At 62.3% G+C, this 26,762-nt stretch carries 26 protein-coding genes; 5 read left to right on the top strand and 21 right to left on the bottom strand.

Going from position 1 to position 26,762, the window contains the following annotated elements; translation table 11 throughout:
- Positions 1-4 precede the first annotated feature (4 nt).
- The 3 genes from O3298_RS07480 to O3298_RS07490 are packed head-to-tail and all read right to left on the bottom strand — an operon-like array spanning position 5 to position 1,792.
- Positions 5-331, bottom strand: coding sequence for a barstar family protein (locus O3298_RS07480; RefSeq protein ID WP_099666271.1), 327 nt, complete (start codon positions 329-331; stop codon positions 5-7).
- Positions 332-339: 8 nt separating this feature from the next.
- Positions 340-1,149 (bottom strand): 4-hydroxy-tetrahydrodipicolinate reductase, encoded by an 810-nt coding sequence (gene dapB, locus O3298_RS07485; protein ID WP_077408775.1) that lies wholly within the window; start codon positions 1,147-1,149, stop codon positions 340-342.
- Positions 1,150-1,168: 19 nt separating this feature from the next.
- Positions 1,169-1,792, bottom strand: coding sequence for an outer membrane protein assembly factor BamE (locus O3298_RS07490; RefSeq protein WP_305058904.1), 624 nt, complete (start codon positions 1,790-1,792; stop codon positions 1,169-1,171).
- 196 nt (positions 1,793-1,988) lie between these two features.
- Here O3298_RS07490 and fur point away from each other — a divergent pair, with 196 nt between their 5' ends.
- Positions 1,989-2,420 (top strand): ferric iron uptake transcriptional regulator, encoded by a 432-nt coding sequence (gene fur / locus O3298_RS07495; protein ID WP_034778781.1) that lies wholly within the window; start codon positions 1,989-1,991, stop codon positions 2,418-2,420.
- A gap of 51 nt (positions 2,421-2,471) precedes the next feature.
- On the opposite strand, the gene hrcA is transcribed toward fur, so the two are convergent.
- Both hrcA and O3298_RS07505 read right to left on the bottom strand, forming a co-directional pair.
- On the bottom strand, positions 2,472-3,488 hold the full coding sequence (gene hrcA / locus O3298_RS07500) for a heat-inducible transcriptional repressor HrcA (protein WP_034745713.1): 1,017 nt from the start codon (positions 3,486-3,488) through the stop codon (positions 2,472-2,474).
- Between the two features lie 102 nt (positions 3,489-3,590).
- Positions 3,591-4,316 (bottom strand): HAD family hydrolase, encoded by a 726-nt coding sequence (locus O3298_RS07505; RefSeq protein ID WP_305058905.1) that lies wholly within the window; start codon positions 4,314-4,316, stop codon positions 3,591-3,593.
- Between the two features lie 245 nt (positions 4,317-4,561).
- Between O3298_RS07505 and O3298_RS07510 the strand changes: the two genes are divergently transcribed.
- Positions 4,562-5,161 (top strand): hypothetical protein, encoded by a 600-nt coding sequence (locus O3298_RS07510; protein WP_289917725.1) that lies wholly within the window; start codon positions 4,562-4,564, stop codon positions 5,159-5,161.
- A gap of 36 nt (positions 5,162-5,197) precedes the next feature.
- Positions 5,198-5,779, top strand: a complete 582-nt coding sequence (locus tag O3298_RS07515) for a hypothetical protein (RefSeq protein ID WP_305058906.1) — start codon at positions 5,198-5,200, stop codon at positions 5,777-5,779.
- A 186-nt stretch (positions 5,780-5,965) separates the two neighbouring features.
- Here the strand turns inward: O3298_RS07515 and mmsB are convergent, their stop codons facing one another.
- From mmsB to O3298_RS07540, 5 genes are read right to left on the bottom strand one after another with little or no spacing between them, the layout of a single operon-like run.
- A complete protein-coding gene (gene mmsB / locus O3298_RS07520; protein WP_289907309.1) occupies positions 5,966-6,868 on the bottom strand; it encodes a 3-hydroxyisobutyrate dehydrogenase in 903 nt (300 codons plus the stop codon).
- 23 nt (positions 6,869-6,891) lie between these two features.
- Positions 6,892-8,034: an enoyl-CoA hydratase/isomerase family protein gene (locus O3298_RS07525; RefSeq protein ID WP_305058907.1), complete on the bottom strand. Its 1,143-nt coding sequence runs from the start codon at positions 8,032-8,034 to the stop codon at positions 6,892-6,894.
- Positions 8,027-8,812 carry an enoyl-CoA hydratase gene (locus O3298_RS07530; RefSeq protein ID WP_305058908.1) on the bottom strand — a complete coding sequence of 262 codons (786 nt, stop codon included), beginning with the start codon at positions 8,810-8,812 and terminating at the stop codon, positions 8,027-8,029. The genes O3298_RS07525 and O3298_RS07530 overlap by 8 nt, the downstream gene beginning before the upstream one ends.
- On the bottom strand, positions 8,809-9,969 hold the full coding sequence (locus O3298_RS07535) for an acyl-CoA dehydrogenase family protein (RefSeq protein WP_251351301.1): 1,161 nt from the start codon (positions 9,967-9,969) through the stop codon (positions 8,809-8,811). Before O3298_RS07535 ends, O3298_RS07530 begins: the two co-directional genes overlap by 4 nt.
- 9 nt (positions 9,970-9,978) lie before the next feature.
- Positions 9,979-11,487, bottom strand: a complete 1,509-nt coding sequence (locus O3298_RS07540; protein WP_251351302.1) for a CoA-acylating methylmalonate-semialdehyde dehydrogenase — start codon at positions 11,485-11,487, stop codon at positions 9,979-9,981.
- A gap of 158 nt (positions 11,488-11,645) precedes the next feature.
- Here O3298_RS07540 and O3298_RS07545 point away from each other — a divergent pair, with 158 nt between their 5' ends.
- Positions 11,646-13,028 (top strand): short-chain fatty acyl-CoA regulator family protein, encoded by a 1,383-nt coding sequence (locus O3298_RS07545; protein ID WP_305058909.1) that lies wholly within the window; start codon positions 11,646-11,648, stop codon positions 13,026-13,028.
- Position 13,029: 1 nt separating this feature from the next.
- Here O3298_RS07545 and O3298_RS07550 read toward each other — a convergent pair whose 3' ends face one another.
- The 7 genes from O3298_RS07550 to O3298_RS07580 are packed head-to-tail and all read right to left on the bottom strand — an operon-like array spanning position 13,030 to position 19,940.
- Positions 13,030-14,085, bottom strand: a complete 1,056-nt coding sequence (locus O3298_RS07550) for an adenosine deaminase (RefSeq protein WP_289912737.1) — start codon at positions 14,083-14,085, stop codon at positions 13,030-13,032.
- A gap of 25 nt (positions 14,086-14,110) precedes the next feature.
- On the bottom strand, positions 14,111-15,055 hold the full coding sequence (locus O3298_RS07555) for a nucleoside hydrolase (RefSeq protein ID WP_305058910.1): 945 nt from the start codon (positions 15,053-15,055) through the stop codon (positions 14,111-14,113).
- A 19-nt stretch (positions 15,056-15,074) separates the two neighbouring features.
- Positions 15,075-16,106 carry an ABC transporter ATP-binding protein gene (locus O3298_RS07560; RefSeq protein ID WP_099666258.1) on the bottom strand — a complete coding sequence of 344 codons (1,032 nt, stop codon included), beginning with the start codon at positions 16,104-16,106 and terminating at the stop codon, positions 15,075-15,077.
- A gap of 13 nt (positions 16,107-16,119) precedes the next feature.
- Entirely contained in the window at positions 16,120-16,899 is a 780-nt protein-coding gene (locus tag O3298_RS07565) for an ABC transporter permease (protein ID WP_035822719.1), read from the bottom strand.
- Entirely contained in the window at positions 16,896-17,735 is an 840-nt protein-coding gene (locus O3298_RS07570) for an ABC transporter permease (protein WP_099666257.1), read from the bottom strand. The genes O3298_RS07565 and O3298_RS07570 overlap by 4 nt, the downstream gene beginning before the upstream one ends.
- 21 nt (positions 17,736-17,756) lie before the next feature.
- Positions 17,757-18,779 carry an ABC transporter substrate-binding protein gene (locus O3298_RS07575; protein ID WP_305058911.1) on the bottom strand — a complete coding sequence of 341 codons (1,023 nt, stop codon included), beginning with the start codon at positions 18,777-18,779 and terminating at the stop codon, positions 17,757-17,759.
- Between the two features lie 57 nt (positions 18,780-18,836).
- Positions 18,837-19,940 carry a porin gene (locus O3298_RS07580; protein WP_305058912.1) on the bottom strand — a complete coding sequence of 368 codons (1,104 nt, stop codon included), beginning with the start codon at positions 19,938-19,940 and terminating at the stop codon, positions 18,837-18,839.
- A 238-nt stretch (positions 19,941-20,178) separates the two neighbouring features.
- On the opposite strand from O3298_RS07580, the gene O3298_RS07585 reads away from it, so the two are divergent.
- Positions 20,179-21,096, top strand: a complete 918-nt coding sequence (locus O3298_RS07585) for a LysR family transcriptional regulator (protein ID WP_034778821.1) — start codon at positions 20,179-20,181, stop codon at positions 21,094-21,096.
- Between the two features lie 14 nt (positions 21,097-21,110).
- Here the strand turns inward: O3298_RS07585 and rsmA are convergent, their stop codons facing one another.
- The 4 genes from rsmA to O3298_RS07605 all read right to left on the bottom strand — a co-directional run bounded on the left by rsmA (position 21,111) and on the right by O3298_RS07605 (position 26,741).
- Positions 21,111-21,890: a 16S rRNA (adenine(1518)-N(6)/adenine(1519)-N(6))-dimethyltransferase RsmA gene (rsmA, locus tag O3298_RS07590; RefSeq protein WP_076573213.1), complete on the bottom strand. Its 780-nt coding sequence runs from the start codon at positions 21,888-21,890 to the stop codon at positions 21,111-21,113.
- 52 nt (positions 21,891-21,942) lie between these two features.
- A complete protein-coding gene (gene pdxA, locus O3298_RS07595; protein WP_289912730.1) occupies positions 21,943-22,992 on the bottom strand; it encodes a 4-hydroxythreonine-4-phosphate dehydrogenase PdxA in 1,050 nt (349 codons plus the stop codon).
- Positions 22,993-23,011: 19 nt separating this feature from the next.
- Positions 23,012-24,400 carry a peptidylprolyl isomerase gene (locus O3298_RS07600; protein WP_289912728.1) on the bottom strand — a complete coding sequence of 463 codons (1,389 nt, stop codon included), beginning with the start codon at positions 24,398-24,400 and terminating at the stop codon, positions 23,012-23,014.
- Between the two features lie 103 nt (positions 24,401-24,503).
- Complete coding sequence (locus tag O3298_RS07605) at positions 24,504-26,741, bottom strand: LPS-assembly protein LptD (protein WP_289907287.1); 2,238 nt, start codon at positions 26,739-26,741, stop codon at positions 24,504-24,506.
- Positions 26,742-26,762 lie beyond the last annotated feature (21 nt).

Consider the following 26,762-nt stretch of genomic DNA (forward strand, 5'->3'; position numbering starts at 1 on the left):
AGCCTTATTTCAGCACCAGTTTCAGCGCCGGCTTTTCACCGTAATCTTCATAGCGCTCGTTGATGCCGGCGATACAAAACGTGATTTCTTCCAGTAAATCAGGCACTTGCGCCTTCATGCTTTCGGCGTCCTGCACCACGATGTCCAGCACTTCGTTCGGTTTCAAACGGAACTGCGTCATGTTTTCGTCGTCGCGCAGGTAGCTGAGGCAATCGACCCAGGCATCCATGCTGTTGCCGTAAAACTCGGGGAAACCGAAGGCTTGCACGCATTGCGCGTGAAAGCTCGCTGCGTCGGTGATGTCTTTTCCATTCAGGATGGCAGTGGCCATGGTCTTCCTCAGTTCTTCAGCGACAGCACATCCTGCATGTCGAACAGGCCGGTGGGCTTGTCGGCCAGGAAACGCGCGGCGCGCAGGGCGCCGTGGGCGTAGGTGACGCGGCTGCTCGACTTGTGGCTGATCTCGATGCGCTCGCCGATGCCGGCAAACAACACCGTATGGTCGCCCACGATATCGCCGCCGCGGATGGTGGCAAAGCCGATGGTCGACGGGTCGCGTTCGCCCGTCACGCCTTCGCGGCCGTACACGGCGCATTCCTTCAAGTCGCGTCCCAGAGCGCCGGCCACCACTTCACCCATTTGCAGGGCCGTGCCCGATGGCGCATCGACCTTGAAGCGGTGATGGGCTTCGATAATTTCAATGTCGTAGCCTTCGGACAGGCTTTTCGCAGCCAGTTCCAGCAGTTTCATGGTGACATTCACGCCCACGCTCATGTTCGGCGCGAACATGATGGCCGTCTTTTCGGCGGCGGCGGCAATGGCGGCCTTGCCAGCGTCATCGAAACCGGTGGTGCCGATGATCATCTTGATGCCGTGCTCGGCGCAATATGCCAGGTGCTGCAAAGTGCCTTCAGGGCGCGTGAAATCGATCAGGAAGTCGGCGTTCGCCAGGCCCTTCGCCAGGTCGGACTCCGTCAGCACGCCGGCCGGCTTGCCGAGGAAGGCGGCCGCATCCTGTCCGATCGACGGCGAACCGGCACGGTCGAGCGCGCCGGCCAGCACGGCGTCGGGCGCATTGCTGACCGCTTCGATCAGGATATGGCCCATGCGGCCGCTGGCGCCAGCGATGGCAATTTTCAGTTCAGTCATTTTATTCTCTTACAGCAACTTATTTGGTGGGTTCGGCAGCAGGTGCAGGTGCAGGCTCGGCGGCAGGCGTCACTTCCGGCTTGCTCACAGGAATGGCAGGGGCGGCATCGGCCGGCACAGGCACGGCGCTCGGCGCCACGGGCGACGGCACGGCGGCGGCTGGCGCGTCGGCCTTGGCGACCTTGGCGAACGGCGACGGACCGGCGATGCGGTCGATGTATTCTTTCTCCGTCGGCAAGTTACCGCCTTCGAAACGTTCAACCTTGCCATCCTTGCCGAAGTACACGACCACGCGGCTGCTGGTGGTTTCGCCACTGCCCCGTGCCAGGCGGAATGGATAATCCCAGCGGTCGGCATGGAAGATATCGGTCAGCAGCGAGGTGCCGAGGACGAAACGCACCTGATCGCGCGTCATGCCCACTTTCAACTGGGCCAGCATCTCTTCGGAGACAAAGTTGCCTTGTTGAATGTCAGGACGGTAGGGCGAGAAAAACCACATGAATTTTTGCAGCGGCGTAATGGTGGTCGTTTGTGCGCCCTGTTCGGGAACCAGTTCCTTGCCTTCTTTTTGAGCAGCTGCCGGCTTTTCGCCCAGGATGCCACGGTTGGCGCAGCCGGACATGGCCAGCGCGACACAGACCATGCCTGCCAAGACTGGTGCTCGAAATGGAATACGGTGCCAGAGAGATGGCAATACAGCCGGTGTTACGCGCATAAATGACCTCAATTGGATGAACAAAACGCCAGGAGTGACCGGCCCGCCAAAAAAAAGCATATTTTGGCACTCCCCGACAAAACGCTATATGATAAAGCACCTGACCCACATACGAGCAACAAACATGAGTAACAATCCTAGTGATCTCAAGGCAAGCGGCCTGAAAGCCACCCTGCCACGGCTGAAGATACTCGATATCTTCCAGAGTAGCCCGGTACGCCACCTGACCGCGGAAGACGTCTACAAGATTCTGCTGGCCGACAATATGGATGTCGGTTTAGCAACTGTCTACCGCGTCCTCACGCAATTCGAACAGGCCGGCTTGCTCAATCGCAACCATTTTGAAACCGGCAAGGCGATTTTCGAGCTCAACGAAGGCTCCCACCACGACCATCTGGTGTGCCTCGACTGTGGCCGGGTCGAAGAATTCTTCGACGAAGACATCGAAGTGCGCCAGCAAAAAGTGGCCGAAGAGCGCGGCTTCAAGATCGCCGAACACGCTTTGGCCATCTATGGCAACTGCATCAAGACGGCTTGCCCGCACAAAACCGCCTGACCCAAGCCGGCCGTTTCCGCAAGGGACCGGCCGGCGCGTCAGGCAGTACGATCAATGATGGCTCAGCGCGCTTGACAGCAGCTTGGCCGTGATATCGACGATCGGGATGACGCGCTCGTAAGCCATGCGCGTCGGCCCGATCACTCCCAACGTTCCCACGATCTTGCCGTTGACTTCATACGGCGCCGTCACCACGCTCATCTCATCCATCGGCACCAGGTTCGATTCGCCGCCGATAAAAATCTGCACGCCCGTCGCCTTGCTCGACACGTCGAGCAACTGCATCAAGCCCGTTTTTTGCTCGAACATGTCGAACATCTGGCGCAGCGAATGCATGTTCGACGACAGATCGCTCACGCTGAGCAAGTTGCGCTCGCCGGAAATCACCATGTCGTCGCTATGGTCGGCCATCGCTTCGCTGCCCGCTTCCACGGCCGCCTGCATCAAACTGCCCATATCGTCGCGCAACTGGCGCAATTCGCCCTGCAGGCGCACGCGCACGGCGTCGAAGGACAGGCCGCCATAATTCTGGTTGATGTAATTGGCCGATTGCACCAGTTGCGCCGGCGTATAGTCGGCCTCCGTCAGCAATAAACGGTTCTGCACGTCGCCGCCTGGGGCGACGATGACGAGCAGGATGCGTTTTTCCGACAGACGCAGGAATTCGATTTGCTGGAACACGGATTCGCGGCGCGGACTGAGCACGACGCCGGCAAACTGCGACAGCGACGACAGCATCTGCGCCGCGTTGGCGATGGTTTTTTGCGGTTGCGGCGTCTGCAGGCGCATGCGCGATTCCACCAGGTGCTCGTCCAGGTGCCGCACGGTCAGCAAGGTGTCGACAAAGATGCGGTAGCCGCGCGGCGTGGGGATGCGTCCGGCCGAGGTATGCGGACTGGACACATAACCGAGCTCTTCCAGGTCGGCCATGATGTTGCGGATCGTGGCCGGCGACAGGTCCAGGCCGGAAATTTTCGACAAGGCGCGCGAACCGACCGGCAGGCCGTCGGCGATATATCGCTCGACCAGGGCTTTCAGCAGTGTTTGGGCACGTGTATCGAGTTGCATGGTGTTTTATTTAGGCAAGTATTTTGTTAAGCAAGCGGCAACGAAAGCGGCCGAACGTGCATCAACAGCGCCTATTATGCACGTTCGCCCGGCCTGCGGCGATCAATCTTCCAGTTGCCCTTGCAGCCACAGCAACAATTCATCAAAGTTGGCGCAGATGGCGTCGGGCTGCACGCCGGCGGCCAGGTGCGCATCGCTGCCCTTGCGGTTCATCCAGACGGCGCGCATGCCCGCCCCCTGCGCTCCCGTCACGTCGAAATACAGGTCGTCGCCCACATACACGGCTTCATGGGGCGCGACGTCCAGCGCGGCGCAAGCTGCCAGGAAGATGCTGGCGTCGGGCTTGGCCACGCCAAAAGCGCTGGCGGCGATCGATACCTTGAAATGCTGCGCCAGGCCGATAATGTCAAGGTCCGCATTGCCATTCGAGATCGAACCGACCAGCATGCGCTGGCGCATCCAGGCCAGGCCCGGCAAGACGTCGTCATAGGGCTGGACGCGGTTGCGCGCGGCCAGGAATTGCAGGATAGCGCCGTCGACCAGGGCGGGATCCTCGCCGGCAGCCTCGAAGGCGGCCAGCAAGCCCGCGCGGCGCAACTCGATCAGGTTGCCATGGAAATGCGGTTGTTCATTGAGCATGGCCAGGCGGTGCTGGCGCAGCACCTCGATGGAAAACTGCTGCGCCACCTTGGGCGCATGCGTGGCCAGCCAATCGTGCAGCAGGGTTTCCGCGGCGGCAATCACGGGCGCGATGGGCCACAAGGTATCGTCGAGGTCGAACAGGATGGCCTTGGGCGGCACGGCGGGTTTTACGGGGGCAAGAGACATGGGACTCACAATGGGATGCTGCGTCACGGTGCGCAGGGTGCGCCTATTGTCGCACCGATCGCCGCCGCCGGCATGGCTGCGCCCCCGTGAAATGGGGCCGGGCCAGCGCTTCCTGGCGAAAAATTGTTACAGGGTGATACAAGGCAAGGTCATCGAGCTTGCCAGATAGACTAAAATAGGCGCCATTCCAATGCGGCGCCAGCGTCCGCGTTGCGCTACCCAACCTAATTCGTTTTGGAGAATGTATGAAAAATTTGTACCTGCGCTCGATGCTGGCGGCGGCTTGCGCCGTCACACTGGCAGCCTGCGGCGGCAGCGGCGGCAACCTGTATCTGCAAGTCTCAGTCAGCGACCTGGCCAAGGATGGCCTGATTCTCCAGAATGACGGCGAACGCTTGCCGGTTACTGCGGGCCAGACCAACGTTGCCTTCACCAAGCTGGTGAAGACCGATGATCGCTACAATATCACCATCGCGGAACAGCCCAAGGGCGCCGTTTGCACCATCATCAATGGCGTTGGCAAGGCATCGAGCTACTCCGTGACCACGGCCGTGGTGAGCTGCAAGACCAACACCTACCCGCTGACAGGCACGATCACGGGCCTGACCGCCGGCAACTTGCGCCTGGTGATGGGCTCCACCGGCATCACCCTGTCGGCTGGCGCCACCGCCTACACATTCGAATCGGTAGCTGACGGCGCCCCGTACGGTATTTCCATACTGGCTCAGCCAACGGGCCTGACGTGCCGCTTCCAGGGTTCAAAGAGTGCCGACGCCAGCGATACGGTCGGCACGATGGGCTCTGCCGCCACGACCGCGGCCACACTTGACTGCACGCCGCAGTAATCCTTGCGATCCGTCACCTATTTTTTGGAGAATTACATGAAGTTATCCTGCTTGCGCCCACTCGCCGCGCTGCTGCTGACCCTGGGACTGGCCGCTTGCGGCGGCAAGGCCTCGTATGAGGTCAGCGGCACGATCTCAGGCTTGAACAATGAAGGATTGATCCTGGCCAATGGCGGCGACCCCCTGCCGGTTCCTGCGGGGAAAACAAACTTCACCTTTGCCAAGCGCATCGACTACGGCACCGCGTATGACATCACCGTCAAGCAACAACCGGCCCACATGACTTGCGGCATCAGCGGCGGTTCCGGCTCGGCTGGTCATTACATCAATATCAGCGCCGCTGTTACTTGCTCGCAAAACAGATATACCGTGGGCGGCACGATTTCCGGCCTGACCGTGGATGGCCTGGTACTGATTAACGGTAGTACACTAACACCGCTGCTCAAGGATGCCACGACCTTTACCATAGGCGGCTTTGTCGCCTATGGCGAAACCTATGCCATCAGCGTCTCCGCTCAGCCGAAGGGTCTGCAGTGCGAGCTGGCGCCAGGTACTGAAAAAGGCACCATGGGCGAAGGGAATGTAACGGCGCTGAAGATCGCCTGCAAACCCGTCTGAGTTGCGGCAACGGTAGCCGCCAGGCGGCTACCGGGAAGAGATATCACGGAAATCTATAATTGATATTCCAAAGATAAATTGGAGTTATATGTGGCGATGCAGCATAATGCATCTGTCTCCTCCAACTCTTCCAAGAATTGGATTTAGCCCGCTTTTACCAGCGGGCTTTTTTTTGCCCAGAATTTCTCACGCGGGTTTATTCAAGCCCGGCTGCAACATCTGCACGATGCTGGAGAAATCCTGCTGCGCATAACCGGCTTGCGCATGCATCTGGTACATCTGACGCACCAGGCCGCCCAAGGGCGTGGGCGCGTTCGCCGACAGGGCCGATTGCTGCGCCAGTCCCAGGTCTTTCAGCATCAGCGCCGTGCCAAAGCCGCCCGTGTAATTGCGCGACGCGGGCGTACCGTCCATGACGCCGGGCCACGGGTTGTACACTTCCAGGGTCCAGTTGCGGCCCGAACTCTTGGCCATGATGTCGGACAACACTTTCGGGTCCAGGCCATGCGCCACGCCCAGGTTCAGCGCTTCGGCCGTCCCGGCCATCAAGATGCCCAGCAGCATGTTGTTACAAATCTTCGCCACCTGGCCCGCGCCCGCCTCGCCCGCATGAAAGATGTTCTTGCCCATCTTTTCCAGCAGGGGACGTGCCTGCTGCAAGGCCGCTTCGCTGCCGCCGACGATAAAGGTCAGGGTGCCGGCTGCCGCGCCCGCCGTGCCGCCCGAGACGGGCGCATCGATCATGGTAAAGCCCCGTTCGCTGGCCGCCTGTGCCACCTGCCGCGCCACATCGGCGGCGATGGTGCTGCAATCGATGAACAGGGCGCCGGGCTTGGCCGAGTCCAGTACGCCGCCCGCCGCCAGGTACAGCTCCTGCACATGCTTGTTGGCTGGCAACATGGTGATGACGGCGTCGGCCGTCTGCACGGCCGCGCTGGCGGACGCGGCCGCCGTGGCGCCCGCCTCGACGAGCGACGCCACTGCCGCCGGCGTCAGGTCGAATACGGATACGTGGAAGCCGGCGGCCACCAGATTGCGGGCCATCGGCGCGCCCATGTTGCCCAAGCCGATGAAAGCGATATGTTGCATTTTTGAAGTCTCCTGTTGTTCTTTTAATGTAGGTCGCGCAAAGGATGGCTATCCCACGGCGCCGTGAAATACCCATTGAGATACGCGTCGCCGACGTCGGCCAGGCTGGCTGGCTGCCACTGCGGCGCGTTGTCCTTGTCGATCAGCAAGGCGCGCACGCCTTCGCTGAAGTCCGCATGGGCGCAGCACTGCACGGCAACGATCAATTCCAGCTGGAACACTTGCGCCAAACTCATGTGACGCGTGCGTTCGCGCATGGCCCAGACCAGGGCGGCGGAACTGGGCGCGCCCTTGTGCAGCGAGTGGGCCGCCTTTCGCAGCCAGGCCGAATCGCCGTCATACGCGGCGATGGCGGCCACCACTTCGGGCAAGGTGGGCGCTTGCGTCAGCGCGGCGATGGCGTCGAAGTTGGCGCGCACTTCGGACACGGGCAGCAAGGACGCAGGAGCCGAAAAGCCGCGCAGCAGGCGGTCCAGCTGCTCGCTGTTCGCCTGCGGGCTGGCTTGCCATTGCGTCAGCGCCAGCGCGTCGAGCACCATGTTCCGCTCTTCCTGGCGCAGGAAATAGTCGCCCAGGCCCGCAAACAAGGCGTCAGCCGCGTTCAGCGGTGCCCCCGTCAGCCCCAGGAACAGGCCGCTGCGACCCGGCATGCGGCCCAGGAACCAGCTGCCGCCCACGTCCGGGAACAAGCCAATCGTGATTTCCGGCATGGCGATGCGCGTGCCTTCCGTCACGACGCGGTGGCTGGCGCCCGCCATCAGGCCCAGGCCGCCGCCCATGACGATGCCGCCGCCCCACACCAGCAGCGGTTTCGCATACGTGTGGATGCGGTGGTCGAGCCGGTATTCCTCGGCAAAGAAGGCCAGCGCCTGCGGATTCGGCACGACACCCGCTTGCTCGACGACGGCCGAACGCAGGCTGCGCACGTCGCCGCCCGCGCAGAAGGCCTTGTCGGTCGACGATTGCAGCACCACGCAGGCGATGGCGTCGTCACCGGCCCAGCGCACGAGGGCGCCATCGATGGCGCGTATCATGTCCAGGGTCAGCGCGTGCAAGGATTTTGGCGCATCGAGGGTGATGACGCCCAGCTTCATGCCGCCGGGACAGTCGCGTTCCTCTATCTTGACGGTCTCAACCAAGGTTTCAGCCACAGTATTTTCAGCCATTCTTCCACTCCGCCGGACGTTTTTCCAGGAACGCTTGCACGCCTTCTTTCTGGTCTTGCGTATCGAACAGGCCGAGGAACAGGGTGCGTTCATCGGGCAGGGAAGCGACGAGCGGATGGCTGCGCGCGCCCTGGATCAGGGTCTTGCACGCCGTCACGCTGCTGGGGCTTTGGCGGGCCACCTTGGCGGCCAGGGCCAGCGCCGTGGCGGCAGCCTTGCCGGTTGGCACGACTTCCTCCACGAGGCCGATGGCCAGGGCCTTGGCCGCGTCGACCCGCTCGCCGCACAAAATCATGCGCTTGGCCCAGCCTTCGCCCACCAGCCATGGCAAATGCTGCGTGCCGCCCGCGCACGGCAGCAAGCCGACGGACGCTTCCGGCAAGGCCATCTGCGCGTGTTCCTCGGCAATGCGGATGTCGCACGCCAGCGCGCATTCCAGGCCGCCGCCCATGGCGTAGCCATTGATGGCGGCAATGCTGACGCCGCGAAACGCTGACAGCGCCTCGAACGCCTCGCCAAACGCGGCGGCCATGGCGAACGCCATATCCTTGTCGCCGTCGGCAAACACCTTTAAATCGGCGCCGGCCGAGAAGAACTTGGCGCCGCCGCCCGTGATCACGAGCGCATACACGTCCGGATCAAGATTCAGGTCGGCCACCAGCTGCGTCAGCGCGTTCAGGCTGGCCAGGGTCCACGTGTGGGCGGGCGGGTTGTCGAGGGTTACCAGGGCCGTATGGCCACGGCGTTCCAGCAGCAGATTGGTATACACTTTGGTCATCGTAAGGTCTCCGTGGCGCCATCTTTCAAAATCGCTCGCGCGACGATCAGGCGCATGATTTCATTCGTCCCTTCCAGGATCTGGTGCACCCGCGTGTCGCGCACGTGGCGCTCGAGCGGATACTCGCGGATGTAGCCATAGCCGCCATGTAATTGCAGCGCATCGTTGGCCACATTGAAACCCACATCCGTGGCGAAGCGTTTTGCCATGGCGCAATATGCCGTGGCGTCCGGGCTTTCCTGGTCGAGTTTCCAGGCCGCCAGGCGCACCATCTGGCGCGCCGCCACCAGTTCCGTCAGCATGTCGGCCAGCTTGAATTGCAGGGCCTGGAATTGCGCCAGCTCGCGGCCGAACTGCGTGCGCTCCTTCATGTACGCCTGCGCCCGCGTCAGGGCCGCCTGCGCCGTGCCCACCGAGCACACGGCGATATTGATGCGTCCGCCATCGATGCCCTTCATGGCAATGGCAAAGCCTTCGCCTTCCGCGCCCAGCAAGTTGCCAACAGGCACTTTCACCTGGTCGAAGCTGATGATGCGCGTGGGCTGGCTGTTCCAGCCCATCTTTTCTTCCTTCTTGCCATACACGATGCCGGGCAAATTCGCCGGCACGGCAAACGCGGAAATGCCGGCCGCGCCCTCGCCGCCCGTGCGCGCCATGACGATCAGCATATCCGTCTGGCCCGCGCCGGAAATGAAGGCCTTCGTGCCGTCGAGCACATAAAAATCGCCCTCTTTCACTGCCTTGGTGCGCAGGGAGGCCGCGTCGGAGCCTGATTGCGGTTCCGTCAGGCAATAGCTGGCCAGCTTCTGGCCGGCCGCCAGGGCCGGCACCCACTCGTCGCACAGGGCTTCCTGCCCCCAGCGCGACAGCATCCAGGTGGCCATGTTGTGGATCGTGATGTAGGCCGTGGTCGAGGTGCAGCCGCCGGCCAGCTCCTCGAAGACGATGGCCGCATCCTGGCGGGACAGGCCCAGGCCGCCCCAGCGCTGCGGCGTGTACAGGCCGCAAAAGCCCATCTCGCCCGCCTTGGCGATGGTTTCCACCGGGAAAATCGATTCCGCATCCCAATGCGCCGCGTGCGGCGCCAGTTCGCCTTCGGCAAACGCGCGCGCCGCCTGCTGGAACTCGCGCTGCTCGTCGCTCAGTTCAAAGTCCATGCCAGCTCCTTATTTGAGGCTGATGGTGGTGTTGACCTTGCCCACCGAGGCCGCGTCCGTGAACCAGCGCTGGGTAATCGTCTGCGTCTGCGTATAGAACAGCACGACTTGCTTGCCGAACGGGCCCAGGTCGCCCAGTTTCGAGCCGCGCGAGCCTGTAAAGCTGAACAGGGGCACGGGCACGGGGATGGGCACGTTGATGCCGACCTGGCCCACGTCGATTTCTTCCTGGAAATAGCGCGCGGCCGCGCCGCTTTGCGTGAACAGGGCCGTGCCGTTGCCATTCGGATTTGCGTTCACCAGGGCAATCGCTTCATCCAGGGTATCGACTTCGACGACGATCAGGACGGGGCCAAAGATTTCCTGGTCATATACGACCATGCCGGGTTTCACGCCGGACAGAATCGTCGGTCCGACGAAGTTGCCGTTCGGATAGCCATCGACCTTCACGTCGCGGCCGTCCAGGGTCAGCACGGCACCCTGCTCGATGCCCTTGGCGACCAGGCTGTGCACGCGATCCTTGGCTGCGCAGGAAATGACAGGGCCCAAGTCCGGATTGTCCTTGCCCGCGCCCACCGTCAGGGTTTGCGCCTTGGCCGCCAGTTCCGGCAGCCAGTCGCGCGCTTCGCCCACCAGCACGGCGACGGACGCGGCCATGCAGCGCTGGCCGGCCGCGCCGAAGCCCGCGCCCAGCAACTGGTTCAGGGTCTGTTCCTTGTTTGCGTCAGGCAAGACGACGGCGTGGTTCTTGGCGCCCATCATGCACTGCGCGCGCTTGCCGTTCAGGCTGGCGCGCTGGTACACATGCGTGCCCACCTTGCTCGAACCCACGAACGAGATGGCCTTGATGTCCGGATGGTCGCACAGGGCATTGACCACGTCTTCGCCGCCGTGAATCACGTTCAGCACGCCGGCAGGGATGCCCGCCTGCAAGGCCAGGCGCACGAGTTTTTCCGTCACCAGCGGATCTTGCTCCGATGGTTTCAGCACGAAAGTATTGCCACAGGCAATCGCCATCGGGAACATCCACAGGGGGATCATGGCGGGGAAATTGAACGGGGTAATGCCCGCGCACACGCCCAGCGGCTGCATCACGCTGTAGGTATCGACGCCGCCGGCCACGTTTTGCGCGTATTCGCCCATTTGCAGGGTGCCGATATTGGCCGCATGTTCCACCACTTCCAGGCCGCGGAAGACGTCGCCTTCCGCGTCGAGCAGGGTCTTGCCCTGTTCCATCGTCAGGGTGGCGGCCAGGTCGGCCATGTTTTCACGGATCAGCTGCTGCAATTTGAGGAAAATGCGGGCGCGGGCGCCGATCGGCGTCTTGCGCCAGGTCTTGAAGGCGCGCTGGGCCGAGGCGATGGCGGCATTGACTTCCTCCGGCGTGGCGAACGGCACACGGGCCAGGACTTCCTGCGTGGCAGGGTTGACGACGTCGCGCCAGACGGTGGTGGTCGATTCGACCCACTCGCCGTTGATCAGCAGTGGAACGGTAGGGATGGAAGTTTGCGTGGTCACTCGGTGTCTCCTCATTGGGGGTATAGGTCTGTTTGCATTATTCGCACAATACGGGCCGCAAACAAGGCGTGAAAATGCGAGATAATGCAAAGCTGAATCTGTTAATCTGCAAAGATTGTAAATTTGCAGACTCCACAAACCGGGGAAGAGGAAACGCGATGGCAAAGGTTTTCATGGGCGTGCGCCTGCAGCGCCTGCGCGAGGAACGGCGCATGACGCAGGTGGCGCTGGCCAAGTCCCTGGGCATTTCGCCCAGCTACCTGAACCAGATGGAGCGCAACCAGCGCCCGCTGACGGTGCCGATTTTGCTGCGCATCGGCAGCGTGCTGGGGGTCGATCCGCAAATCTTTTCCGAACACGACAGCGCCAGCCTGGTGGCCGACGTGCGCGACGTGTTCGGCGAATTGCCCGACGCGCCGCCCACCTCGATGGCGGAATTGAAAATGCTGGTGGAAAACATGCCGGAACTGGCGCGCTCGATTTTGCTGCTGCAGCGGCGCTACCGCGTCATGGCGGAGCGGGCCGACACGCTGGCCGCGCGCCTCGACGACGGCAGCCGCGGCGCCAGTTCGGCGGCGCCGTCCACGGACGAGGAAGTGCGCGAATACCTGAACCGGCGGCAAAACTACATCGATGAGCTGGACCGGGCCGCGGAGCGGGTGGCGGGCGAACTCGATCCGTCCCTGCGCACGCTCGATGCGCTGCAAGGCCGCTTGCTGGAGCGCCACGGCATCCGGGTGCAACTGTCCGATGGCGACGCGGGCATGGTGCGCAAGCACCGCTATGACGCCCAGCAACAGCTCTTGTGGCTGCCCGATACCCTGACGGGCGGCCAGCGCGCCTTCCAGATGGCGGCGCAGATCAGCCTGCTCGAACATAGCGAACTGATCGACGCCCTCGTGCTGACGGCGGGATTCTCCGGCGCGGCCGCGCAAACGAGTGCGCGCCTGGCCTTTTCCAATTATTTCGCTGGCGCCCTGCTGATGCCGTACCAGCGCTTTTTGCAGGCGGCGGAGACGCGCGCCTACGATATCGAGCGCCTGGCGCACCAGTTTGGCGTGGGTTTCGAAGCCGTATGCCACCGCCTGAGCACCATGCAGCGCCCCGAGGCGGCGGGACTGCCATTCTTCTTTGTGCGCGTCGACCGCGCCGGCAATGTCTCGAAGCGCCAGTCAGCCACGGACTTCCATTTTTCCAGGGTGGGCGGCACGTGTCCGCTGTGGATCGTCTACGACGCCTTCAGCCATCCGGGACAGGTACTGACGCAGGTGGCCAGCATGCCGGACGGCTGCACCTATCTGTGGATCGCGCGCCAGGTCAGCACGGCGTCGCCGGGCTTCCGCGCGCCCGGCAAGACCTTTGCCGTGGCGCTGGGCTGCGACATCTCGCAGGCGCACCGGCTGATCTATTCGAAGGGTCTCGATTTGCACGACCCCACCAGCGCCACGCCCATCGGCACGGGCTGCAAGGTGTGCGAGCGGCAAAGCTGCCCGCAGCGGGCGTTTCCATCGCTGCTGGCACCGCCGCCAGCGTCCGCCTGACTTACTCGACGACCCGGGCGCGCAGCGCGTCGAATTCACGCGCAAATTCCGCGCGCCAGTCGCGCCGCGTGGATTCGGCTATCCAGGCCGCGTCCAGGCCATTGAGCATGAAGCCGCGCATGTCGTCCAGGCCGAAACCGAATTCGCGCATCATCATCCAGGCACCGGTGGGCGTCACGTGGTGCAGGGTCGGGTCGTCCGTGTTCGGATGCAGTTTCAGGCCCAGCTTGGCCATGGCGCGGATCGGATGGTCCAGTGCCCAGCGCTCGGGCGCCAGGGTGCGCAGATAGTAGGAATTGGTCGGCACGACCGTAAATACGAGGCCCCGCTCCACGCAGCGCTGCGCCAATTGAGGATTATCAACAATCGTGTAGCCATGGTCGACCCGGTCCACCTGCAACTGCTCGATGGCCGTCTCCACGTTCATCCACGGCATGCCGAATTCGCCCGCGTGCGCCGTGCACTTGAAGCCGGCCTCGCGCGCGGCGCGGTAGGCTTCGATGAAGAGTTCTGGCGGGCGGTCGTTTTCGCGGTAATCGATGCCGATGCCGATGACTTCCGGCGCGCGGTAAGCCTTCATCCATTCCACCATCTGCACGGCTTCGGCGGGACTCGCTTCGCGGTCGATGCTGGGGATCAGGCGGCCGACCACGCCGAAATCGCGCTGTGCGTCGCGGATGGCGGCCACGATGGCGTCTTGCGCCGCGTCATAGCGGATGCCCGACACGCGCACGGTGCCGGTGGGGTTCCAAAAGAATTCCGCGTAGCGCACGCCGTGGCCATGCACGTCTTCCAGGTATTCGTAGGCGAGGCAATACAGGTCCGTCGGCGAGACGATCAGGTGCGCGTCGAGCGCGCGCAGCACGCGCAGCACGCCGACGGGCTTGTCGCCGCGCGTGTAAAACGCGTCGATTTCCTCGGGAGTGACGACATTGCCCGTCTTGGCGGCCAGCGCACGGAAAGTGGCTTGCCGCACCGTGCCGAACAGGTGGCAATGCAGCTCCACTTTCGGCATGGCGCGTAAAAACTGTTCGATGCTCAGGGGGGAATTAGACATGAAGCTCGTTTCGTAGTGAAGTGGGTCAGACGAGAATGGCGGCCAAGCGGCGCATCAGACGCTCGATGGCGGCCGGGCCGTCGGCCAGCATCGCCACTTGCGTGTTGATGGGTGCGCGGCGCGGCACGCGGAATTCGCATACCGTCATGCCGCGCGTCAGTTCGCCCGTCAATTCGATGGCCACGTGGGCGCTCTGGAACTGGAACAGCTGCGGCGCTTCCAGGTACAGGGCCACCACGGGGTCGTACATCGGCATGGGCACGGAACCGTCGGCACTGCGGATGCGCACATACGCTTCCAGGTAGCCGGCCAGACGCTGCGCGCGCGGCGTGCCGATGGCGCGCAGCTGCTCCACTTCCACGTTTGTCACCAGCAGTTGGCGGCACAGGTTCAAGCCGAACATGCGCAGCGGGATGCCCGCCTGGAACACCTGGGCGGCCGCTTCCGGGTCCGCATAGATATTGAATTCCGCCGCCGCCGTGTGGTTGCCCTGGTCGGTCGAGCCGCCCATCAGGATGATTTCGACGATTTTTTCCGCGATGTCCGGCGCTCGGCTCAAGGCCGTCGCCAGGTTGGTCATCGGCGCAATCGCCATGATGGTGATCTGGCCAGGATACTTGCGCACGGCGGCGATCAGCGCGTCGACGGCGTGGCCGGCAGCGTCGCTGGCGGCACCGGGCGGCAGGATCTCGCCCGTCGTCGGCATGCCGCTGTCGCCGAGGATGCGCTGCGCCGTTTCGATGACGCCGACCAGCGGCTCTTCGCAGCCGCGGTAAATCGGCACCGTCAAACCATCATGGGCCTTGATGCGCAAGGCGTTGTCGTAGGTGATATCGACGGGCGCATTGCCCGCCACCACGCTCACGCCCAGCCACTCGATATCGGGATTGCTGCCCAAGAGCAACATCGTCAGCCAGTCGTCGAAACCGGGATCGGTATCGAGCCAGATCTTTTTCAAGGATTGGGTCATGATGCTTTCCAGTAAGAAATTACGCGCCCAGCCACAGGGCGCTGTCGGACGGCAGCACGAAGGAGACGGCCGTGCCTTCGCGCCAGGCGGCGCCGCCGGCCGCGCAAATGCCCTTGACCTGGCCCAGCGGCGTTTGCAGCAGGTATTCGACGGTGTCGCCCAGGAAGCCCCGTGCCAGCACGGTACCCGGATACTGGCCCGCCGCGTCGTCGGGCGCGCAGACGCGCACCTTGTCCGGACGCCAGCCCAGCACCGTGGTGCCGGCCGCGACGGGCGACGTGTACGGCAGGCTGGCGCCCGCGTGGTGCAGCGCGCCGTCGCGGTAGTCGAACAGGTTCTCGAAGCCCATGAAGTTGGCAACGAAGCGCGTCGACGGCGTATTGAAGACGGCTTCCGGCGCGGCCAATTGCTCGATGCGGCCGCCATTCATGACGACGATGCGGTCGGACAGGGCCAGCGCTTCTTCCTGGTCGTGCGTCACATACAGCATGGTGATGCCCAGCTCGCGCTGGATGCGGCGCAGTTCGGCACGCATCTGCACGCGCAGCTTGGCGTCCAGGTTCGACAGCGGCTCGTCGAGCAGCAGCAGGGCCGGCTCGACGACGATGGCGCGCGCCAGCGCCACGCGCTGCTGCTGGCCACCGGACATCTGCGCCGGCAGGCGTGTTTCAAAACCCGTCAGGCCGACGGCGGCGATCACCGCTTCCACCTTCGTTTTCAGCAAAGCTGGCGCGACCTTGCGCAAGCGCAAACCGAAAGCGATGTTGTCGTATACATTCAAGTGCGGGAACAGCGCGTACGACTGGAAGACCATGCCGATATTGCGCTTGTTCGGCGCCAGCTTGCCGATTTCGCGGCCGTCGAGCACGATGCGGCCCGACTGCAGCGGCATCAGGCCGGCGATGGCGCGCATGGTGGTGGTCTTGCCGCAGCCGCTGGGGCCCAGCAGGGAAATCAGCTCGCCCTGCTCGACGTGCAGGTCCAGGTCTTTCACGGACGTCGTGTTCTTGGCGTAGCCGAGGTTCAGCTTGTGCAGTTCCAGATAACTCATGGTGTGTTGCCTCTTACATGTATTTAGAAATGCCCAGCACCTTCTCGGTCACCATCACGAAGGCCATGGTGAACAAGACCAGCAAGGTCGACAGGGCAGCGATCGACGGATCGAAGCTGTTTTCCATATGCCCCAGCATCTCGATCGGCAAGGTGCTGATGCCGGGTCCCGTCAAGAACAGCGAGACGGGCACCTGGTTGAACGAGGTGACAAAGGCGAGGAAGAAGGCGGCGATCACGGCGTTGCGGATATTCGGCAGCACGATCATGAAGAACGCGCGCAAACGCGACGCGCCCAGCGTGATGGCGGCATCCTCGATATCGACGCGCAGGTTCACCAGGCTGGCGTACACGACGCGCACCGAGTACGGAATCAGCAGCGCGATATGGCCGATCAAGAGTCCAACGTAGACGGGCGCATTGATGGTCAGGACCAGGTGGTGCAGCAAGCCCAGGCCCACGAGGATGGCGGGAATGATCAGCGGCGACGTCAGTATCTGCCGGATGGCGCCGATGCCCGGCGGCGGCATGCGCGAAAACGCATACGCGACGGGAATGCCCAGCAACAGCGCGATGACGGTGGCGATCAGGCCGATTTCCAGGCTGGTCTGGAAGGCGCGGCGGAACTCGGGCGCCGACCACACTTCAAGAATCCAGCGCAGCGAATACGACTCGGGCGGGAACGCCAGGGTTTCGCCGCCGGAAAAACCGGCCAGCACGACGATGGCGAAAGGCCCCAGCAGGAACAGGAATACCAGCCATAAAACGGCACGTGAAAACAGGCTTTCTTTCATACGGAACTCCGGCTCGAGGAAATACGTTTAAGGCCGGCATTCACCAGCAAGGTCATGCAGACGAGGATGACGGCGATGACGTTCGCCGCGCCGAAATCGCTCTCCACGCTGACCTTTTGGTACAGCAGGGTCTCCAGCATCAGCACCTTGGTGCCGCCCAGCAGGGCCGGCGTCACATAGGCCGTCACGCAGCCCGTAAACACCAGGGTGCCGCCGACGACCAGGCCTTCCTGCGTCAGCGGCAGGGTGACCTTGCAGAACACTTGCCATGGATTGGCGCCCAGGGTGGCGGCAGCCGGTTCCACGTCGCGCGGCAGGTTTTCCAGCGCGCCCGCCAGCGACATCAGCATCAGCGGCAGCAGCAGTTGCAGCAGGCCGACAAACACGGCGAACTCGCTGAACAGCAGGCGCAGGGGCTCTTCCGTCAAGCCCATGTTGACCAGCGCCGCGTTGACGGCGCCATTGCGGCCCAGCAGCACGATCCAGGCGTAGGTACGCGCGATCGGCGAGACCATCAGCGGCAGGATCATCATGCCCACCACCAGGCCGCGCCACTTCGGCGACACGCGCGCCACGGCTTGCGCGGCCGGGTAGCCGAGGATGATGGAAGCGAGCGTCACCAGCGCGGCGATGCGCAGCGTGCGCCAGAAGATGGTGCGGTTGAACTCTTGCGAAAAGAATTCGACGAAGCGGTCCACACCCCACTGCATGCCGTCGCCGACGCGGAAGGCGTCGACCAGCAAGGCCAGCACGGGCAGCAGGAAGCAGACAACGATAAAGATCAGCGCCGGCAGGACCAGCAGCAGTCCCAGGCGCTTTTTTGGATCAGCAAACATGGTGTTTTCTCCTCGTCACCACTATTTGCTCATGGCCTTGTTCCACTGCGTCATCCAGTTGCTGCGCTGCTTGATGATGGTTTCCGGTTTGACGAATTTCAGCGAATTGATCTGGTCGGCGCCATAGGTGTTGAATTGCGCGGCGGCCACGGACAGGCGCACGTCCTTGTTGACGGGCGAGTCGACCAGGTTGGTCGCCAGCTGCGTCTGCACTTCCTTGGACAGCCAGAAATCCATCAGCTGGTACGCCAGGTCCGCATTCTTCGAACCGGCCACGATGCCCATCACGTTCATGCCGGCCGCCTGGCCTTCGGCCGGGATGCTCCATTTCAGGGGCAGGCCCGTCTTGAGCATTTGCGACCAGGTGAAGCGCGCCACGGGCGCAGCCCAGATTTCATCCTGGGCAAACAGGGCGGCCAGCTGCGCGCTGTTTTTCGAGAACGTGACGACGTTGCCCTTCATGCCGACGATCTTCGCAAAGCCGGTGGCGTAATCGTCCGTCTTGCCGCCCCAGGCCGCATCGGCCATGCGCAGCATCAACGGGCCCTGCGTGGTGCTCACGTCGGGGAAGGCCACGCGGCCCTTCAGTTCAGGGCGCCACAGGTCCTTCCAGGACGTCAGCGGGGCGATCTTGTCGCTGCGGTACACCAGTCCCACGGAATACAGGGTATAGCCGACGGCGTAGTTGCCGCCGATGGGGTTTTTCGCCACGTCGTACAGGGCCTTGTAATTGCTCAGCTTGGAGTAATCCATGGGCTGGATCACGCCCTTTTGCGCCGCTTCCAGCATGCCAGAATCGGACAGCAAGACCAGGTCGATCACCGGGTTCTTGCTGTGCACCACCAGCTTGGCGATGCGGTCCGCATTATTCCCCGTTTCCACCTTGATATCGCAACCGCATTTGGCCTTGAACGGCTCGTACACATACTTCATGAACAAGGGCTGGGCAATCGGGTAGGCCGAAATGACCAGCTCGCGTTTTTCCGCGTGGGCGGCGTTGGCCAGCAAGCCTAGGCTCAACGCCAACATGAGGTGATTTTTCAAGATGCTTCCTTTCAGGGGACGGCGCTGCGGGACAGCGCCTGTAAAGATGAATCAGACTCAGAAATAATGTCGCATGCCGACGATCAGCACGCTTTGCGTCTTGCCGCCCGAGGCGCCAAAGCCGAACACGCGCGCGAACGTCGCATCGCCGGCCGCTTTCTGGTAGCTCCAGGTGATGGCGACATCGGTGCGCTTGGACAGGAAGTAATCGGCCTGGAAGTTGACCTGATGCCATTTCGGCGTCTTGTTGATCACATCATATTTGCCAGTGGTAAAGAAATACGATGCGCCCAGGTTCAACGCTTCCGTCAGCTTGTGGTTCACGTTCAAGTCCACGTTTTGCAAGGTCAGGTTGCTTTGGTCCAGGTAGTGGTAGCGCACGTTGGTGTACAGCGCGCCAAACTTGGTCCTGCCCACATTATAAAAGCCTCCCGTGCCGGCGATGGCCTGGCTGTCCACGCCCGCACCCTTGACGGCGCTCTTGTTGAAGATCAACAGGGAGCTGCCATAGTCGTTGCCGATGGCGCCATTCGGCGCGTCCGGGCTGTTCGGGCGATCCATCTTGGTGTAGGCGACGGCCCAGCTGAAGGCATCGACTTTGTAGCCGGCGCCCATGCTGTAGACGCGGTTGCGGTTGGAATCTTCCGGATTTTCGCTGAAACCGTACAAACCCGTAAACGACAGGTTGCTGATGTTCGGGCTGACGTACTTGACGGCATTTTGCACGCGCAGGTTGTTGTAGCCATTGTCGTTGTCGCCGATGTGCACGCCGTTACTGGCGATGACCACCGGACCCAGCAAGTCCTTGACGGCTTCGTACTGGCGGCCCAGGGTCAGGGTGCCCTTGTCGTTGCTCGACAGGCCCACATACGACTGGCGACCGAACAGACGGCCGCTTTGCGAGGCCGTGCCCGTCATGACGTTAAAACCGTTTTCCAGCGCGAAGACGGCCTTGGTGCCGTTGCCCAGGTCTTCCTGGCCGCGGAAACCGATGCGGGGATTCTGGTTCGTGCCGCTCAGCGCATGCGTGCGGCTGCCGTTACCCTCATCCGATACATAGCCGATACCGGCCGACAGCAAGCCATACACTTGCACGCTGCTTTGCGCCTGCGCCGCGCCCTGCGCCGCCAGCAAGCCCCCAACTACCATCGTTCCAGTCATCCATTTGTTCATCGCCGCCGCCCTAAAAAGAATAAACCCTGAGTTTTTTTGGAATTATTTTATTGATGCGTCCCTTGCCTGGCGCACCGCCGCGAGTGCCGGCGCCGCATTCCAGGCTCTTCTCCCGAATATTGTTGCATTCAAGACAAGTAAAGACCAGTCCAGAATATGGTAAATTGCGGGATAAGAAAATTTGTTTATTTTTATAAATCCATTACTTTTTCTAATAAGCAAAACCATGCATGAGTTGAGCAAGAAGATTTCCTTACGACATTTGCAAGCGTTTGCCACCTTAGCCCGGGTAAACAGCTTCAGCAAGGCTGCACAGGAATTGTGCGTGACCCAGCCGGCCCTCAGCGCATCGATCAAGCTGCTGGAAAATCAACTGGGAAAAAAGTTGTTTAACCGCACAACCCACCAGCTGGAACTGACGCGCGAAGGCAAGCTGGCGCTCGATTACGCCACGCATTTATTGAATACGGCGAGCAATACCTTTGCCGATATCCAGCGCGCCATCGGCAGCGGCCGCCACCGCATCCGCATCGGCGCCATCCCCTCGGCCATGGCGATGACGGCCGTGGTGGTGGCGCGCTACTGCGAACAGCATGGCGATGAAGTGGAAATCGTCCTGTCGGACATGCCCAACGATGGCTTGCTGCACGCGCTGCATTCGGGCCAGCTGGACTTTTGCGTAGGCATCGAGGTGCCCGGCTCCGTGTCGCTGGAAAGCGTGGGCCTGTTCGAGGACGAGCTGGTGCTGGTGACGGCGGGACGCCATGCGCTGGCGCCGCTCAAGGAAGTGCGCTGGGAACAGTTGGCGGGCCAGGAAATCGTCGTATTTACCAAGGGCAGCATCTGGGAGTTCGCCTCGAGCGCGCTGCGCCAGCATGGCTTGAGTCCGTCGAGCCTGTACCAGATGATCCACAGCGAGTCGCTGTATGGCGTGGTGCGCGCCGGCATCGCCGTGGGCATCATGCCCAGCCTATACACGACTTTCCTCAATGACGAGGACTTGCACGTGGCGCCGTTGCGCCAGCCCACCTGCAAGCGCAAGATCGCCTTGATGCGGCGCAATGAAATCAGCCGCAACCACCATGTCGACGATTGCTTTTCAGCGTTGCGGCAAGATCTGCAACAGGTCGACCAGTGGTTTTGAGTTAAACCGGGGGCTTAGGCCGGCGCCTTCAGCAAGTTCGCCAGGGCAACATATTGCTCCAGGCCCACGGTTTCCGGACGCAGGGTCGGGTCGATGCCGGCCGCCTTGATCTGTTCTTCCGTAAACATCCCGGCCAGGCAGTTGCGGATCACCTTGCGGCGCTGCGAGAAGGCTTTCATGACCACCGCTTCCAGGGTCGCCTGGTCGCACGCCAGGCGCTCGGCCACGGGGATCATGCGCACGATGGCCGATTCCACTTTCGGCGGCGGGTCGAAGGCCGTCGGCGGCACGATGAACAGCAAGGACATGTCATAGCGCCATTGCAGCATCACGGACAAACGGCCATACGCCTTGCTGCCCGGTTCGGCCACCATGCGCTCGACGACTTCCTTTTGCAGCATGAAATGCTGGTCCTGCACCAACGGCGCGAAGTCCGCCAGGTGGAACAGCAGCGGGCTGGAGATGTTGTACGGCAAGTTGCCCACGATGCGCAGCTTCTGGCCGGCCGGCACGGGAATTTGCGCGAAATCAAACTTCAGCGCATCGCCCGAGTGGATCGTCAGCTTGGCGGGATTGAAGGTCTTTTCCAGGCGCACGATCAGGTCGCGGTCCAGCTCGACCACATGCATCTGTTTCAAATGGCGCAGCAGCTGCTCCGTCATGGCGCCCAGGCCGGGGCCGATCTCGACCATGGCATCGTCCGCCTGCGGCGCGATGGCGGCCGTGATGTCGTCGAGGACGAAGCGGTCATGCAGGAAGTTCTGGCCAAAGCGTTTGCGGGCAACGTGTTTCATATTCTGTTTTTCTATTCTAGAGGCGGTGAAGCGGGGTAAAACCGGTGGGCGGTCAGGCGCGGGTGCTGGCGCGCAGCATGGCGAGCGCCGTTTGCAGGGCTTGCTCCATGCTGTGGCCATCGGCCAGCCCCAGCCCTTGCGCGGCCAGGTCCAGCGCCGTGCCGTGGTCGACCGAGGTGCGGATCAGCGGCAGGCCCAGCGTGACATTGATGCCGCGCCCGAAGGTCGCGTATTTCAGCACGGGCAAGCCCTGGTCGTGGTACATGGCCAGCACGCAATCGGCATCGGCCAGGTATTTGTGCTGGAACAAGGTGTCGGCCGGATACGGTCCGCGCGCATCGATGCCGCGCGCTTGCGCCGCGGCAATCGCCGGAGCGATGACATCGATTTCCTCGCGTCCCAGGTAGCCGCCCTCGCCCGCGTGCGGGTTCAGGCCGGTCACCAGGATGCGCGGCGCGGCGATGCCGAATTTCTGTTGCAGGTCGCGCTGGATAATGTCCAGGGTGACGGCCAGGCTGTCCAGCGTGATGGCGGCGGACACGTCCTTCAAGGGCAGGTGCGTGGTGGCCAGCGCCACGCGCAGGGTCGGTTCGCCATGGCCGGGTTCGCCGGCCAGCATCATCACCACCTGCGGCGTATCGGTTTTTTCTGCCAGGTATTCCGTATGCCCGGAAAAGGCCACGCCGGCGTCGTTGATCGTGCTCTTTTGCAAGGGTGCCGTGACCATGGCGCCAAACCAGCCGGCCTGGATACCTTCCACGGCCGCGTCCAGGGTAGCGAGCACGGAGCGCCCGTTTTCCTTGTCCAGCACGCCGGGGATGACATTGTTGACGGTGGGAATATCGATCACGGCCAGGCGGCCCGGTCCGAACTGGGGCAAGCCGCTGTTGCGCACGGCTTGCAGCGACAGCGCCGCCAGGCGGATGTCCGGGTCGATCAGGCTGGCCGTCAGCGCCAGGAAGGCAGCGTCGCCCAGCAGGATGCAGTTGACTTCATTGCGCATGGCCCAGGCCGCGCGTATGGAGATTTCCGGGCCGACACCGGCCGGTTCGCCACAAGTGATGGCGATGGCCGGGCGGCGTGCAAGGGGCAAGTTACTCATGCGCAATGAATCAGCAGCATTACTGGTCGTCCGCGCGGAATTCGACGTAGGCACGATCGCGCACTTCGCGCGCCCAGTTTTCCGTCGCTTCTTCCAGCTTGCGTTCGCGCAAGGCATTGCGTGCGGCGGCGCGCTGTTTCTCTTTCGAGACGTCATCGCTCTTGCGTTCCAGCACTTCGATCAGGTGGAAGCCAAAGCTCGACTCGATCGGCTGGCTCACTTCGCCCGGTTTCAGCGCATTCATCGCCGTTTCAAATTCCGGCACGGTGTCGCCTGGATACAGCCAGCCCAGGTCGCCGCCCTTGGCCGCGGAACCGTCGTTCGAGAACAAGCGGGCCAGGTCTTCGAACTTGGCGGCCTTGTTATCGAGACGCTCTTTCAATTCCAGCAATTTGCGCTTGGCTTCGGCAGCCGACAAGGTCGGGGTTACTTTCAGCAAGATATGGCGGGCATGCGTCTGCTGCACGGCAGCGACGGCTTGCGCTTCGGCCGCGCTGCGGCGGTCCACCAGCTTGAGGATGTGGAAACCGGTGTTGCTCTTGATGATAGGCGTGATCTGGCCCGGCTTCAGTTTCAGCAGCTGTTCCGTGAACAGGGGCGGCACGCGGTCGCTATGGCGCCAGCCGATATCGCCGCCGCTCAGCGCATCGCTGGCGTCGGAATAGGTGGCGGCCATCTTGGCGAAATCGGCGCCCGTGCGCAACTGGCGGCTGACTTCTTCGGCGCGCGCGCGGCGCGCGGCGATCTGTTCGGGGCTGGAATTTTCCGGAATGCGCACGAGAATCTGCGCCAGGTTCAGTTCCACCTGTTCGCTGGCGGCCGCTTTTTCCGCTTCCAGGAAGTTATCCACTTCGGAATCGGAAATCTGGATCTTGGCATCGACTTCATGCTCGCGCAGGCGCTGCATGATGATTTCATCGCGAATTTCTTCGCGGAAAGTCGCAAACGGCGTGCCTTCCTTTTCCATCTGGTTGCGCAGTTCCTGTACCGTCATTTTTTGCTGTTCAGCAATACGGCCAATCGCGCGGTCCAGGGTCAGGTCATCCACGCGCACGCCCATTTCCTTGGCCAGTTGCATTTGGGCGCGCTCGACAATCATGCGCTCCAGCAATTGACGACGCAGGTCGGCAGGATCGGGCAAGGGCACGTTCTGCGCCTTCATGCGCTGCTCCACGCTCTTGATCCGGGCCGCCACTTCATTGCGCGTAATCACCTCGTCATTGACGACGACGGCGATGGAGTCGATGGTCTGGCCACTGCTCGAGGCCGGTGGTGTGAACCCCTTGGCCGGTGCCGCGGCGGCGGGCTTGGCGACAGGCGCTGACGCAGCCTGTTGCGCCCAGACACTACTGGTCGTGGCGCCGGAAATGGCGCACAACAAAACCGTTGCAATTTTGAGTTGGTGCATACTGGCATTACGCATAATGTGTAGAGCGCTCATGAGTTCAGGTGAATAAAAAAACCGGTTTGTGCCAGCGCCGGGAACACCGGCGGCGGCAACGGTGCCTATCTTAACGGAGTGGCTGGCTCAGTGTCTGGTAACCAGGGATGGTTTTTGTAAAAGTTTCCAAGCCATTCGCGCCCAGGCCCAGGCCATTCGACAAGCCCGTCAATTCCAGCTGGAAGAAGATCGGCGTCGAAACGGTATTGGACGTCGTCACGAAACGCTGCGCGCCCATGCGGAACACCCAGCAGTCGCCCTTGTATTCCAGGCCGATCAGGCTTTCCAGCATGCTGCGATCCTTGATGGAGTAACTGATGCGTCCCACGCCATACAGGCGGTCCGTCAACGGCCATTGCGTCGACACTTCCGCATTGCGCAAACTGCCGCGCTGGAAACGATTGCTGAAATTCAATACTTTCTTGGCGCCTGGCTGATATTGCAAGGTGTAGTTATAGCTCATCAAGCGGCGATCGCTGGGATTGTACTGCACCAGGCTGTCGGCGGTCCAAGTCTCGGACACGCGGCCCGTTGCGGCCAGCAGGATATCCGAGCGCGACTGGTTGACGGGCGTGGTCGAATTGAGCTGCACGCGCTGGTCGGCAAAATAGAAACGCTGGCCGAAGGTCAGGCGCATGCGCTCCGTGCCGTCCGCCTGCAGGAAGCGCGATACCAGGGCGGCCGTGACCTGATTGGCGTCGCCGATGCGGTCGCTGCCGACGAAACGGTTTTCCGTGAAGATCTGCGTCAGGTTGAAGGTGCCGTCGGCCGTATCGAAATTCGGAAACTGCGTCTGGTCGCGGTACGGCGTGTAGACATAGAACAGGCGCGGCTCCAGGGTTTGCGTGCCGCCCTTGGCGCCAAACAGATTCGTGTCGCGTTCAAACACCAGGCCGCTGTCGACCGAGAAGGTCGGCACGGCGCGCGTAAACGAGGTCGTCGGGAACAGCGCCTTGGTCCTGGCATCATTATCAAGCTGATAAGCACTGGCATTGAGCATCAGCTTGGGCGTGATGAAGTAGCCAGGGCGCATGATGGGGAAACTCACTTGCGGCACAGCCACGAGGCGCGACCCTTGCACCAGGGTCGGGTGCGCGAAGCGCGTCGCTTCCGCGTCGAAGGTCCAGTCGAAGCCGCCCCAGACGTCATATTTGCCAGCGTGGAAGTTCACCGCCGGCAAGCGGTCATACGGACGCGACACGGTCACCGTGGGATCGGGATCCTGCAGCACCTGGTAATTCTGCACGCGCGCCGTCAGGCTCCAGTCCTCGGTGCGGTAATCGGTGCGCAATTCGCGCAGCAACTGGCGCTCGGTGGCGGTGGCGACGGTTTTCGAAAAATCGTTCGGGTAATTATTGTCGGACGCTTCGCGCAAATCCCAGCTGTAGCTCCAGCCCTTGGCCAGCGCCTGCTCATGCTTGGACTTGATCATGTAGCGGTTGGTCTTGGTTTGCTTGTCGTTAGGCAAGAATTCAAACGACGTTTCGCCCTGGTACAGGCCGGCATCCGTTTCGCCCATGTAGCGGCCCGTCGCACCGAGCTGGATGCCGCGCCGCTGGATGTAGCGCGGGTACAGGGTCAGGTCGCGGTTCGGCGCAATGTTCAGGTAGTACGGCATCAGCAGCTCGAAACCGTTCTTCGAGGCAAAGCCCGGCGTGGGCGCCAGCCAGCCCGACCGGCGCGCGCCCGACAGCGAAAACGAGATGCCCGGCGTGCCCAGGATCGGCACGTCCTTGAAATAGATGATGGTCTTGCTGCCGGTGCCCACGTCGCGGCCCGTATCGAGGTTCAAGGTGCTCGATTTCAGGTACCAGTCCGGATTCGGCCCTTCGCAGGTACTGTAGGTACCGTCGATGACATTGGCTTCATCGGGGTTGATGAAGTCGACGCGCTCGGCCTTGCCCTGGCCGCCGCCCACTTCGAAGCGATACGTCGGGTTGAGCAGGAAACCCTTGCCGGTCTCCATGTTCAGCTTCAGGACGTCGCCCGTGTAGTAATCGCCGAAACGCCACATCTTGATATGGCCCTCGGCGTCGAACTCATCTTCAACTTGTTTGTAACAAGCTGTATCGGCCGTCATTTTTGTGGTTTTTCCGCGCTCGATCACGACATTTTGATCGAGATTGAGCTCCCTTTCGGGGCGTCCCTTCATGCTGTTTGCCGTCATGACGGTGGGCGCGTCGGGATCTTCCACATGAACCGGACGCGGCGCTTTCTGGGCGTGGACAGGCACCGTCGTGGCGGCGACAAGCGCGCTGATGGCGAAAGCCCAGCGCTGCGAAGGGGGGGAGGCCGAAAACCAGCTCATGAATTGGAAGGGGCAAGCACC

This window comes from Janthinobacterium sp. SUN137 (genome assembly GCF_030587265.1).
Lineage (GTDB): Bacteria > Pseudomonadota > Gammaproteobacteria > Burkholderiales > Burkholderiaceae_D > Janthinobacterium > Janthinobacterium kumbetense.

What these genes read in the sequence shown, in the direction of transcription:
- O3298_RS07480 (WP_099666271.1), bottom strand. Translation starts at nt 331, where the DNA reads ATGGCCACTGCCATCCTGAATGGAAAAGACATCACCGACGCAGCGAGC.
- dapB (WP_077408775.1), bottom strand. Translation starts at nt 1,149, where the DNA reads ATGACTGAACTGAAAATTGCCATCGCTGGCGCCAGCGGCCGCATGGGC.
- O3298_RS07490 (WP_305058904.1), bottom strand. Translation starts at nt 1,792, where the DNA reads ATGGTCTGTGTCGCGCTGGCCATGTCCGGCTGCGCCAACCGTGGCATC.
- fur (WP_034778781.1), top strand. Translation starts at nt 1,989, where the DNA reads ATGAGTAACAATCCTAGTGATCTCAAGGCAAGCGGCCTGAAAGCCACC.
- hrcA (WP_034745713.1), bottom strand. Translation starts at nt 3,488, where the DNA reads ATGCAACTCGATACACGTGCCCAAACACTGCTGAAAGCCCTGGTCGAG.
- O3298_RS07505 (WP_305058905.1), bottom strand. Translation starts at nt 4,316, where the DNA reads ATGTCTCTTGCCCCCGTAAAACCCGCCGTGCCGCCCAAGGCCATCCTG.
- O3298_RS07510 (WP_289917725.1), top strand. Translation starts at nt 4,562, where the DNA reads ATGAAAAATTTGTACCTGCGCTCGATGCTGGCGGCGGCTTGCGCCGTC.
- O3298_RS07515 (WP_305058906.1), top strand. Translation starts at nt 5,198, where the DNA reads ATGAAGTTATCCTGCTTGCGCCCACTCGCCGCGCTGCTGCTGACCCTG.
- mmsB (WP_289907309.1), bottom strand. Translation starts at nt 6,868, where the DNA reads ATGCAACATATCGCTTTCATCGGCTTGGGCAACATGGGCGCGCCGATG.
- O3298_RS07525 (WP_305058907.1), bottom strand. Translation starts at nt 8,034, where the DNA reads ATGGCTGAAAATACTGTGGCTGAAACCTTGGTTGAGACCGTCAAGATA.
- O3298_RS07530 (WP_305058908.1), bottom strand. Translation starts at nt 8,812, where the DNA reads ATGACCAAAGTGTATACCAATCTGCTGCTGGAACGCCGTGGCCATACG.
- O3298_RS07535 (WP_251351301.1), bottom strand. Translation starts at nt 9,969, where the DNA reads ATGGACTTTGAACTGAGCGACGAGCAGCGCGAGTTCCAGCAGGCGGCG.
- O3298_RS07545 (WP_305058909.1), top strand. Translation starts at nt 11,646, where the DNA reads ATGGCAAAGGTTTTCATGGGCGTGCGCCTGCAGCGCCTGCGCGAGGAA.
- O3298_RS07550 (WP_289912737.1), bottom strand. Translation starts at nt 14,085, where the DNA reads ATGTCTAATTCCCCCCTGAGCATCGAACAGTTTTTACGCGCCATGCCG.
- O3298_RS07555 (WP_305058910.1), bottom strand. Translation starts at nt 15,055, where the DNA reads ATGACCCAATCCTTGAAAAAGATCTGGCTCGATACCGATCCCGGTTTC.
- O3298_RS07560 (WP_099666258.1), bottom strand. Translation starts at nt 16,106, where the DNA reads ATGAGTTATCTGGAACTGCACAAGCTGAACCTCGGCTACGCCAAGAAC.
- O3298_RS07565 (WP_035822719.1), bottom strand. Translation starts at nt 16,899, where the DNA reads ATGAAAGAAAGCCTGTTTTCACGTGCCGTTTTATGGCTGGTATTCCTG.
- O3298_RS07570 (WP_099666257.1), bottom strand. Translation starts at nt 17,735, where the DNA reads ATGTTTGCTGATCCAAAAAAGCGCCTGGGACTGCTGCTGGTCCTGCCG.
- O3298_RS07580 (WP_305058912.1), bottom strand. Translation starts at nt 19,940, where the DNA reads ATGACTGGAACGATGGTAGTTGGGGGCTTGCTGGCGGCGCAGGGCGCG.
- O3298_RS07585 (WP_034778821.1), top strand. Translation starts at nt 20,179, where the DNA reads ATGCATGAGTTGAGCAAGAAGATTTCCTTACGACATTTGCAAGCGTTT.
- rsmA (WP_076573213.1), bottom strand. Translation starts at nt 21,890, where the DNA reads ATGAAACACGTTGCCCGCAAACGCTTTGGCCAGAACTTCCTGCATGAC.
- pdxA (WP_289912730.1), bottom strand. Translation starts at nt 22,992, where the DNA reads ATGAGTAACTTGCCCCTTGCACGCCGCCCGGCCATCGCCATCACTTGT.
- O3298_RS07600 (WP_289912728.1), bottom strand. Translation starts at nt 24,400, where the DNA reads ATGCACCAACTCAAAATTGCAACGGTTTTGTTGTGCGCCATTTCCGGC.
- O3298_RS07605 (WP_289907287.1), bottom strand. Translation starts at nt 26,741, where the DNA reads ATGAGCTGGTTTTCGGCCTCCCCCCCTTCGCAGCGCTGGGCTTTCGCC.